The 10,566-nt window shown below is 70.1% G+C and carries 8 protein-coding genes; 6 read left to right on the forward strand and 2 right to left on the reverse strand.

All coding sequences use genetic code 11. From position 1 onward, the window contains the following. The 4 genes from FV230_RS17880 to FV230_RS17895 all read left to right on the forward strand — a co-directional run. Positions 1–1,045 (forward strand): ABC transporter substrate-binding protein (locus FV230_RS17880; RefSeq protein ID WP_147843357.1); only part of this gene is annotated, 1,045 nt, incomplete at its 5' end. A 117-nt stretch (positions 1,046–1,162) separates the two neighbouring features. Further along, positions 1,163–4,321, forward strand: a complete 3,159-nt coding sequence (locus FV230_RS17885) for a CheR family methyltransferase (RefSeq protein ID WP_210248644.1) — start codon at positions 1,163–1,165, stop codon at positions 4,319–4,321. A gap of 82 nt (positions 4,322–4,403) precedes the next feature. Beyond that, a complete protein-coding gene (locus FV230_RS17890; protein ID WP_147843358.1) occupies positions 4,404–5,141 on the forward strand; it encodes a Crp/Fnr family transcriptional regulator in 738 nt (245 codons plus the stop codon). A gap of 78 nt (positions 5,142–5,219) precedes the next feature. Next, on the forward strand, positions 5,220–5,966 hold the full coding sequence (locus FV230_RS17895) for a sensor histidine kinase (protein ID WP_147843359.1): 747 nt from the start codon (positions 5,220–5,222) through the stop codon (positions 5,964–5,966). Between the two features lie 18 nt (positions 5,967–5,984). Here the strand turns inward: FV230_RS17895 and FV230_RS17900 are convergent, their stop codons facing one another. Both FV230_RS17900 and FV230_RS17905 read right to left on the reverse strand, forming a co-directional pair. Then, positions 5,985–6,368 carry a response regulator gene (locus FV230_RS17900; RefSeq protein WP_147843360.1) on the reverse strand — a complete coding sequence of 128 codons (384 nt, stop codon included), beginning with the start codon at positions 6,366–6,368 and terminating at the stop codon, positions 5,985–5,987. A gap of 96 nt (positions 6,369–6,464) precedes the next feature. After that, on the reverse strand, positions 6,465–7,586 hold the full coding sequence (locus FV230_RS17905; protein ID WP_147843361.1) for a hypothetical protein: 1,122 nt from the start codon (positions 7,584–7,586) through the stop codon (positions 6,465–6,467). Between the two features lie 597 nt (positions 7,587–8,183). Between FV230_RS17905 and FV230_RS17910 the strand changes: the two genes are divergently transcribed. Then, complete coding sequence (locus tag FV230_RS17910; RefSeq protein ID WP_147843362.1) at positions 8,184–9,572, forward strand: deoxyribodipyrimidine photo-lyase; 1,389 nt, start codon at positions 8,184–8,186, stop codon at positions 9,570–9,572. 219 nt (positions 9,573–9,791) lie between these two features. Beyond that, positions 9,792–10,566 (forward strand): chloride channel protein (locus FV230_RS17915; protein ID WP_187275540.1); only part of this gene is annotated, 775 nt, incomplete at its 3' end.

A 10,566-nucleotide genomic window follows, 5' to 3' on the forward strand; every position in this document is an offset into this window, starting at 1 on the left:
TGCTTCCCCCGCTCTTGCCGCCGCCCCGGCCCAGGGCGGTCCCGAGGTCCGTTGGCGGCTCGCCTCGGCCTTCCCGAAGAACCTCGACATCCTGTTCGGCGCGTCGGAGACGCTCGCCCGCATCGTCGGCGAGGCGACCGACGGCCGCTTCGCGATCCAGGTGACGGGTCCCGGCGAGCCGGTGCCGGCCGACGGGCTTCTCGATGCGGTCGCGGCCGGCACCGTCGAGATGGGTCACGGGCCGGCCACCGTCGCGGCCGGCAAGGATCCGACGCTCGCGCTCGCGACCGCGCTGCCCTTCGGCCTCAACGCCCGCGGCCAGAACGCGTGGTGGCTCGCCGGCGGCGCCAACGACCTGTTCGCCGACCTGCTCGCGAAGAACGGCCTGGCGAGCCTGCCGGGGGGCAACACCGGCGCCCAGATGGGCGGCTGGTTCCGGCGCGAGATCAAGACGGTCGCCGACCTCCAGGGCCTGAAGATCCGCATCGGCGGCCTCGGGGCGCAGGTCCTGGCCAAGCTCGGCGCCGTGCCGCAGGCGGTCCCGGGGCCGGAGATCGCGGCCGCGCTCGAGGCCAAGCGCCTCGACGCCGCCGAGTGGATCGGCCCCTACGACGACGAGCGCCTCGGCCTGCAGAAGGCCGCGCCGATCTACCATTATCCCGGATTCTGGGAGGGCGGCGCCATGCTGCACTTCTGGCTCAATGCCGAGACGTGGAAGGCGCTGCCCAAGCCCTACCGGGCAATCCTCCAGGCGGCCTCGGCCGAGGTCGCCGCGGACGTCCAGGCCAAGTACGACGCCCGCAACCCGGGTGCGCTCCGCCGGCTGGTGGCGACCGGGGCGCAGCTCCGCCCGTTCCCGCAGGACGTGATGGAGGCGGCGCTGAAGGCCGCCAACGACGTCTACGCCGAGATCGCGGGCAAGAACCCGGACTTCCGCCGCATCTACGAAGCGATGAAGACCTTCCGCAACGAGGAATATCTCTGGTTTCAGGTGGCGGAGTATACCTACGACAATTTCATGATCCGTGCGCGGGCGCGCGGATAAGCGCGGTGCCGCAGTTTCGGTTTTCGTGGCAAGATCGCGATCCTCGGAGGTTTGTCCGCGGCCGCAAGTCCCAAGCCGTCGCGGGATCGCGCCGAAACTGTCGCGGAACAGCGTTCGATGATGCCCGATGACGATCTCGTTCCCGAGACCTTCGACGACGTGCCGGAGCGCTCCGGGCGTTGCCTGATCGTCGGCGTCGGGGCCTCCGCCGGCGGGATCGAGGCGCTGGAGGGTTTCTTCCGCGGCATGCCGAGCCTGCCGGGGCTTGGGATCGTCATCGTCACGCATCTGAGCCCGTGGCGCGAGAGCGTCCTCCACGAGATCGTCTCGCGGTTCACGGATCTGCCGGTCGAGGTGGCCGCCGACGGCCACGCGGTCGCGGAGAACCACGTCTACGTCCTGCCGGCCGATGCCGTCGTCGGCATCCGCAACGGGATCCTCGTCGTGCAGCGCCAGGGCGCCGACCAGCGCGAGCGGCACCCGGTCGACATCTTCCTCAGCGCCCTGGCGGCCGACCAGGGCGAGCATTCCGGCGGCGTCATCCTGTCGGGGGGCGATTCGGACGGGACGCTCGGCATCAAGGCGATCAAGGAGCATGGCGGCATCACGCTGGCCCAGGTCGCCAACGGCGACGGGCCGCAGCACCCGGAGATGCCCTCCAGCGCGATCGCGACCGGGTACGTCGATTTCGGCGTTCCCTCCCACGAGATGGGCGACAAGCTCGTCGCCTATCGTCGAAGCCTGTCGATGACCGATGCGATCCTGACCGGCGGCGGTCCCGACGAGGCCGGCCGGTCTCCCGACGAGCTGCGCGGCGAGATCTACGCGATCCTGCGCGCCCAGGTCGGGCACGATTTCGGCGGCTACAAGACCAAGACCTTCCTGCGCCGGGTCCAGCGCCGAATGCAGATCCTCCAGGTCGAGGCCGTCGCCGCCTACGTCGAGCGGCTCCGCCGGGATCCGGCCGAGGTCTCGGCCCTGTTCCGCGACCTCCTGATCAACGTGACCACGTTCTTCCGCGACGCCGACGCCTTCGCCGTCCTGAGCGAGAGCGTCATCCCGAAGCTCTTCGAGGGCCGCGGCGCCGACCAGACCGTCCGGGTCTGGGTGCCGGGCTGCGCCACCGGCGAGGAGGTGTTCTCGCTCGCGATCCTGATGCTGGAGCACATGGAGACGCTGAGCGCGGTCTGCCGCGTGCAGATCTTCGCCACCGACATCGACGAGCACGCCCTCGGCGTCGCGCGGACCGGCCGCTATCCGGAGCAGCTGCTCGACGGCGTCTCGCCCGAGCGCCGCCGCCGCTTCTTCGTGCGGGACGGGGCGAGCTTCGTGCTGACCAAGCCGGTGCGCGACCTGTGCATCTTCTCGCCCCACAGCGTCATCCGCGACCCGCCGTTCTCGCGGCTCGACATGGTCTCGTGCCGGAACCTGCTGATCTATTTCGGGCTCAGCATCCAGAACCAGGTGCTGCCGACCTTCCACTACGCGCTGAAGCCCGGCGGCTTCCTCTTCCTCGGCATGTCGGAGAACCTGAGCCAGTTCGCCGACCTGTTCGCGCCGATCGACAAGAAGCACCGCATCTTCCGCAGCCGCGCCGACCACGCGACGGAGCCGCGCGTTCCGCTCGCCCTCAGCGGATTGCGCGCGATGTCCCAGATCGGAGATCTGCGGCCGCGTCAGTCGGGCAGCAGCAGCCTGGCGCTTCGCCATTCGGTCGAGGTGCAGGTTCTCGAGCGGTTCTCGCCGCCCCACGTCGCCGTCAACCGCCAGGGCGACGTGGTCTACTACTCGAACCGGACCGGCAAGTACCTCGAGGCGGCGCCGGGCCTTCCCACCCGCCAGCTCCTGACGATGGCGCGCAAGGGCCTCAGGCTCGAGCTCCGGGCGGCGTTCCGCGAGGCGGTCGACACCAACGCTCAGGCGGTGCGCGAGGGACTCGTCGTGGAGGGCGACGACGGCCGCGTGCAGATCGTCACCGTGACCGTCGAGCCCCTGGTGGCGCAGCGCTCCGAGGAACCGCTGTTCCTGGTGCTGTTCAGCGACGAGGGGCCGTCGATCAGCCGCGAGGCGGCGCAGAAGCGCTCGGTCTCGGCCCAGGACGAGGTCGCGCTCCAGCTCGAGCGCGAGCTGCGCGAGACCCGCGAGCGCCTGCAATCGCTGATCGAGGAGTACGAGACCGCGCTGGAGGAGCTGAAATCCTCCAACGAGGAGCTGGTCTCGGTCAACGAGGAGCTGCAATCGACCAACGAGGAGCTGGAGGCCTCGAAGGAGGAGCTGCAATCGGTCAACGAGGAGCTCTACACGGTCAACGCCGAGCTGAACGGCAAGGTCGAGGCGCTGGACCGCGCCAACACCGACCTGCACAACCTCTTCGCCAGCACCGACATCGCGACGGTGTTCCTGGACGCGAAGCTGGTGATCCGCAGCTACACCCCGGCGGTGACGGAGATCTTCAACATCCTGCCGAGCGACCGCGGCCGCCCGATCACCGATTTCGCCGGCCGGCTGACGCTGCCGAACCTCGCCGAGGACGTCGCCGCGATCATGCGGGGCAGCGACACGATCGAGCGGCAGATCGACCGTGGCAAGGACGCCGCACGCTTCCTGGTGCGGCTCGCGCCCTACCGGAACGGCGAGAACCGGATCGAGGGCGTCGTCGTCAGCTTCATGGACGTCACCGTGCTCGCCCGCGCCGAGATGAGCCAGCGCGTCCTGGTCGCGGAGCTGCAGCACCGGACGCGCAACCTCCTGGCGGTGGTCCAGTCGATCGCTCGCCAGACCCTCGGGACCGGGCCGGCGGTCGAGGGCTATGCCGAGCGGCTGAAGGCGCTCGGCCGGGTGCAGGGCCTGTTCGGCCGCTCCGACAGCGGTGCGGTCGACCTCGCCGAGGTGGTGCGGCTCGAGCTGCATGCGCATGGCGACGAGGAGAACGACCGGATCACCGTCTCGGGGCCGTCCGTCGCCCTCGACTTCGAGCACGTCCAGACCTTCGCCCTCGCGCTGCATGAGCTGGCCACCAACGCGGTCAAGCACGGTGCCCTGGCGCAGGCAGAGGCGCGCCTGGCGATCGGATGGACCTTGGGCGCGAGTCCCGCCGGCGGGCGGCTGCTCGTCCTCGACTGGATCGAGAGCGGCGTCGTCATGCCGGCCTCTCCGGAGCGCCGCGGCTTCGGGCGCGACCTGATCGAGAAGGCCCTGAGCTACAGCCTTCGCGCCCAGGCCCGATTCGAGCTCGGGACGGACGGTGTCCGTTGCCGCATCGAGATGCCCCTATGAGTTGTAGCGTCAAGAGGTTACACCTGTATCCGTCAGGCGGCGTGACCGGCGCGGCCTGCGCGGCGGCCAGGTTCGAGACGGCATGAACAATCCCTTCATTCGGAAGCTGGAGAACTTCACCCGCTTCTCCCTGGCGGATCGGAAGGCGCTCTCCGACGCGACCGCCCAGAACCTCCGCCGGCTCGGCGCGCGCGAGGACATCATCAACGAGGGCGACGAGCCGCGGGCCGTGAACCTCGTCCTGGAAGGCTGGGCCTGCCGCTACAAGCAGCTGCAGGACGGGCGCCGGCAGATCATCGCGTTCTTCCTGCCGGGCGACCTCTGCGACCCGCACATCTTCACCCTGCGCCGCATGGATCACGCCGTCGCCTCCCTGACGCCGGTGACGCTGGCCCGGATCACGCAGGAGACCATCGAGGGCATGACGGCGGCCTCGCCCCGCATCGCCGAGACGCTGTGGTGGGAGATGCTGCACAACGCCGCCGTTCAAAGGGAATGGACCGTCAGCCTCGGGCAGCGCTCGGCCGTCGAGCGCCTTGCCCACCTGCTCTGCGAATTGTATCTGCGCCTGCGCGCGGTCGGCCTCACCGAGGGGACGGCCTACGACCTGCCGGTGACGCAGGCCGACCTCGCCGACACCCTCGGCCTGTCGAGCGTCCACGTGAACCGAACCCTCCAGGAGCTGCGCGGCGCGGGCCAGATCACCTGGAAGGGCCGACGCGTGACGATCCACGACCTGCCGGCGCTGATGGCGCTCGCCCTGTTCGACCCCGGATACCTCCACCTCGATCACGAGGGCGCGCATCTCGATGCGAACTGAGGTCGGCCTCGCACCGGACGCCGAGACCTGCCAAGCTGCCCCGGAACGAAGCGACCGCTTCGCAGGGACCGGGGCCCGATGACCATCGACGGTCGGATCGCCGCGCTCGAGGCCGAGAACGCAGCCCTGCGTCGGCACCTCGGCGCGGCCGGGCTCGACCTCGGGTCGCCGCCGGCGACCTCGACCGCACCGGCGATGGTCGCGGTCCTCCATCGGACCCGCAACACCCTGGCGATGATCCGCGCCATCATCCGACGCTCGGCGGACACCGATCGCAGCGTCGAGGAGTGCCTGATGCGCCTCGACGGCCGCCTCGGGGCGATCGCCCGCGTGCAGAGCGCGGGGATCACCGCTGCGTCCTGCGGCATCGACCTGCACTCGATCCTCGCCGACGAGCTGCTGGCCCTTCTCGCCCGCGAGGGCGAGCAGGTCGCGATCGAGGGGCCGAAGGTTCTGCTGGCGCCCCGCGCCGCCGAGGTGTTCGCGCTCGCCGCCCACGAGCTCGCCAACAACGCGATGGAATACGGGGCGCTGACGATCCCCGACGGCCGCATCGCCGTCGCCTGGCGCCTGGAGCCCGGCGCGGCGGCACCGATCCTGTCGCTCACCTGGACCGAGACCGGGCTGCACGACCTGCCGGCCGAGCCCGCGCGCTGCGGCTTCGGCACCGAGATGCTGGAGCACACGCTGCGCTACGAGTTCGGCGCGGAGACGACCCTGGCCTACGCTCCCGGCGGCCTGCGCTTCACGATCCGCTTCGCTCTGGTGCCGAGGATCGGCATCGTGCCCGGCCCGTCGGCGGACGAGGACGGGCTCGACGCGTAGGTTGTTTTGATCGGACGGTCAGGCCCCGAACAGCGCGCGGGCGATCGCGTCCGGTCCCACCGGCTTCTCGCAATGGGCGACGTCGGCGTAGCGCGGCGGCACCATCTCCCGGTCGTAGCCGGTTGCGAAGACAAAGGGGATGCCGCGTGCCGCCAGCGCGTCGGCCAGCGGAAAGACCATCTCGCCCTGCAGGTTGATGTCGAGAACGGCGGCATCGAGGTGGCGCGTCTCGGCGAGCAGCGTCAGGCCGTCGGCGACGGTGGCGGCCGGCCCGACCACCTCGGCGCCCCCCGCCTCGAAGCTGCGCGCCAGGTCGGAGACGATGAAGTAGTCGTCCTCGACGAGCAGGACGCGGCGCTTGGCCAGCGGAGCCGGCACGGTTCGGTGGCCGAAGGGGTCCATCGTGCTTACGGTTCTTCCAGCCTCGTATCCGGCGACAGTATCGCACGGATCCGCGCGAGAAAGCGGCCGTGAACGCGCGGCGGGCGCGTCCGGCGGTCAGGGCGTGCGCTTGCGCAGCACGAAGGTGCCGGAGGCGAGGAATTTCTGCGCGCGCTTGCCGGTGTCGACCTCGGTCGTGAACACGTTCCCGCGCGAGTCGACGGCAAGGTTGTGGACCCAGTGGAATTGCCCGGCGCCGCGCCCGTTGCGGCCGAAGGCGCCGAGGGTCTTCCCGGTGGCGCGCGACAGGGTGCGGACCTCGTTGTTCGCCCCGTCGGCGTTGAGGAGGAAGCTCTCGTCGGCATCGGGCCACAGGGCGAGTTCCCAGACCGAGCCGTTGGCGCGGGTGTTGGTCTCGACGAACATCTCCTTCACGAAGCTGCCGTCCTTCCTGAAGACCTGGATGCGGTCGTTGGTCCGGTCGCAGACGTAGACGAGCCCGTCGCGTGCGATCTTCACGCAGTGGACCGGGTTGGCGAATTGCTGCGACGGGGCGGCGGCGGGATCGTAGGGCGGCAGCTTGTCGTCGGTCGGCGGCCGGCCGTAGGCGCCCCACATGCGCTTAAACGCCCCGGTTTCGGAATCGAACACGATGATGCGGTGGTTGTAGTAGCCGTCGGCGACGTAGACCTCGTTGGCGGCCGCGTCGAAGTCGACGTTGGCGGGCTTGCCGAGCCGGCTGGTGTCGCGGCTGTCAGTCTGCGGCCCGGACTTGCCGATCTGCATCACGAACCGCCCGTCGGCGGTGAACTTGAGCAGCTGCCCGTCGTTCGCGCCGTTGCCGGCGATCCAGACGAAGCCCTTCGGATCGACCTGGATGCCGTGCTCGTTCTCGGGCCAGTCGTAGCCCTGCCCCGGCCCGCCCCAGGAGCGCAGCACCGTGCCGGCCTGGTCGAACTCGAGGACCGGGGGCCCCGGCTTGCAGCACTTGGTCCGCGGCGGATCGAGGCTCGCCGCCTTCTCGTCGTCGGTGAGCGTGCGCGGGCGCTGGACCACCCAGACATGGTCCTGGGCATCGACCGCGACGCCGGCCGCCTGCCCCATGATCCAGTCGTTCGGCAGCGGCTTCGGCCAGGCCGGGTCGACCTCGAAAGTCGGCACCTCGACGGCACCGCACGGACCGACCGCCGTCGCGGCCCAGAACAGCCCGACCGCCAGCGTCTCGGCGAGCTTGCGCATGTGGATCTCCTCCCAGCGGCGCACTTCCGGCGCCTGCGGGCGCAGTCTGCGGCGGGTCTCGGCGGGAGGCCAGGGGGCGGGGGTGTCGGCGCGGCGCGCAGAGTGACAGATCCACCACAACCGTCGGGCGCAGCGCCTCGCGACGATCGCGCCCGCGGGACGACCACGCCCAAGAAAAAAGGCCACTCCCGAAGGAGCGGCCCGAAGTCTAGGGAGGAAACGCCCAAGAAGGGCAACAGGACCGCGACGCCATCGCCGTCCCGCGCTGCACAATCTGATCCTCCCGATCGGAAATGCAAGGGGTTTCGGTCAGTGATCCTGTCGTTTCTCGCAGGCCGGCTCGGGTCGATCGCGGCATGTGTTGAAAATGTCGCAGGCGCGCGCACCCGTTTTTCGGCCTTCGATGGCCGGGCTGCCGCCGGTCGATAATCGGTAAGTCTATGACTAGGAATAGGTTTTTAGCACCCCCGCCGGAGCGTCGAAGCGGGCGGGACCGCTTGCGATCGCGTCTCGCGTGCAGCGGGACGATCGCGCTCCACGCTCTAGCTGAGCCGACACGGTTCGGCGATGCGAGCCGGACGGGGACGACGCGACGACATGGCGATTCACGATAAGCGCTTCCGGGTCCTCAATGATGCCGCACCGCGGCAGGGCGGAACCTACGTGCTCTACCTGCTGCAGCAGGCGAACCGGGCGCATCACAATCCGGCGCTCGAATTCGCGATCGAGGAGGGCAACCGTCTCGGCCTGCCGGTGGTGGCCTGCTTCGGGCTCCTCGACGGCGCCAGCGGGTTCCCCGAGGCCAACGCCCGGCACTACGCCTTCCTGCTGCAGGGGCTCGCCGATGCGAAGTCTGGGCTCGAAAAGCGCGGCGTCGGCTTCGTGATGCGCAAGGCCTCGCCCGCCGAGATCGCCATCGACCTCGCCCGCGACGCGGCGCTCCTCGTGCTCGATCGCGGCTACCTCGCGATCCAGAAGCGCTGGTACGGCGAGATCGCGCAGGCGGTCGAGGCCCGCGTCGTCCAGGTCGAGGGCGACGTCGTGGTGCCAGTCGAGGTCGCCTCCTCCAAGCACGAGTTCGCCGCCCGCACGCTTCGGCCCAAGCTGCACAAGCTCTGGGACGACTTCCTGGAGCCGCTCTCGGCCCGCAAGGTCGCGCACGGGGCCGACGGCCTGAAGCTCGCGAGCGAGATCGACGTGTCCGACCCGATGAAGGTCCTGGCCGGCATGAGCCTCGACACCGAGATCGCACCGGTGAAGCGCTTCGTCGGCGGCGAGACCCAGGCCCGCAAGCGCCTGAAGGCGTTCCTGGCGGACGGGCTGTCCGGCTACGGCAACGGCCGCAACCGGCCCGAGGCGGCGGCCGCCTCGCACATGAGCCCCTACCTGCATTTCGGCCAGATCTCGCCGGTGGAGATCGCGCTCGCCGTGCGCGCGGCCAAGGACGGCGACGGCGACGACCGCGGGGCGTATCTCGAGGAGCTGATCGTCCGGCGCGAGCTCGCCTCCAACCACGTGTTCTACACCGACGGCTACGACGACTACGCCAAGGCGGTGCCGGACTGGGCGCAGAAGACGCTGGCCGAGCACGCGGACGATCCGCGGCCCTACCGCTACACCGAAGCGCAGCTCGCGGCCGGCGAGACCCACGACCGCTACTGGAACGCCGCTCAGGCCGAGATGCGCGAGACCGGCTACATGCACAACCAGCTGCGCATGTACTGGGGCAAGAAGATCCTCGAATGGTCGCCCTCGCCGAAGGTCGGCTTCGAGCGGACGCTGCGGATCAACAACCGCTACTTCCTCGACGGGCGCGATGCGAACTCGTTCACCAACGTCGCCTGGGTCTACGGCCTGCACGACCGCCCGTGGGCGCGCCGCAAGGTATTCGGCACCGTGCGCTATCAGAGCGAGAACTCGCTCAAGAAGTTCGACGCCAAGTCCTACGTGAAGACCGTCGAGACGCTCTGCGCGGCGGAGAAATAGCCGCCCTGCCCCTCGCGGCATGGCAAGCTCCTCGCGGGAGCATGTTCCAAGATCACCGGATCGGGGAACATGCTCTGCCTTGTCGTGAAGTCGCATTTTTCTCACGCGAGCCGGCATTCACCGCGTTCGAAAATGCTTTAAGCCACGGGGGCTGACGCAACCCGGCTCCGGTCGGCTTGCCGAGGCGAGCGTGCCCCGTCCGTGTCGAGTTCTCGCGCCATGCCGCCCCGTTTCCGCACCCGCGCGTCGATCGCGCGCCTGCGCAGCGCCTCGATCGGGGCCTATCCGCTCTGGCGCGGACGGCTGCTGTTCCTGGTCGGCGGCATCTGCGTCGGCCTCGCCGCCGTCCTGATGGCGCGATGCGCCGACGCGGCGCAGGTCGGCTTCAAGGCGCTCGTCGGCGTATCGCCGCTGGCGGCGCTCGTCGTGACGCCCGCCGGCTTCGCGCTCGCCGCCCTGCTGGCGCGAACGGTGTTCCCGAACTCGCAGGGCTCCGGCATCCCGCAGGTGATCGCGGCGCGCCACACCCGCGATCCGGGCTTTCGCCACCGGCTGATCTCGCTCCGCGTCGCCTTCGGCAAGATCGTGGTGATGACGCTGGGGCTCGCCTGCGGCGCCTCCTCGGGCCGCGAGGGGCCGACGGTGCAGGTCGGCGCGGCGATCATGGCCGCGGTCGGGCGCCTGACGCCGGACCGGCTGCCCGGCCTGATCCTCGCCGGCGGTGCGGCCGGCGTCGCGGCCGCCTTCAACACGCCGCTGGCCGGCATCGTCTTCGGGATCGAGGAGCTCGGCCGCGCCTACGAGCCGCGCTCGTCCGGCCTGATCGTCGCCGGCATCGTCGCGGCCGGCCTCACCTCGCTCTGGCTCGTCGGCAACTACACCTATTTCGGGACCAGCGACGTGACGCTGCCGCTCGGCAAGGGCTGGCTCGTCGTCGTCGTCCTCGGAGCAGCGGGCGGCTTCGCCGGCGGCGTGTTCAGCCGCCTCGTCATCC

This window comes from Methylobacterium sp. WL6 (assembly GCF_008040095.1).
Classification (GTDB): domain Bacteria; phylum Pseudomonadota; class Alphaproteobacteria; order Rhizobiales; family Beijerinckiaceae; genus Methylobacterium.

Excerpts from the sequence above, each read along its gene's own strand:
- FV230_RS17885 (WP_210248644.1), top strand. The coding sequence starts at position 1,163 with ATGATGCCCGATGACGATCTCGTTCCCGAGACCTTCGACGACGTGCCG.
- FV230_RS17890 (WP_147843358.1), top strand. The coding sequence starts at position 4,404 with ATGAACAATCCCTTCATTCGGAAGCTGGAGAACTTCACCCGCTTCTCC.
- FV230_RS17895 (WP_147843359.1), top strand. The coding sequence starts at position 5,220 with ATGACCATCGACGGTCGGATCGCCGCGCTCGAGGCCGAGAACGCAGCC.
- FV230_RS17900 (WP_147843360.1), bottom strand. The coding sequence starts at position 6,368 with ATGGACCCCTTCGGCCACCGAACCGTGCCGGCTCCGCTGGCCAAGCGC.
- FV230_RS17905 (WP_147843361.1), bottom strand. The coding sequence starts at position 7,586 with ATGCGCAAGCTCGCCGAGACGCTGGCGGTCGGGCTGTTCTGGGCCGCG.
- FV230_RS17910 (WP_147843362.1), top strand. The coding sequence starts at position 8,184 with ATGGCGATTCACGATAAGCGCTTCCGGGTCCTCAATGATGCCGCACCG.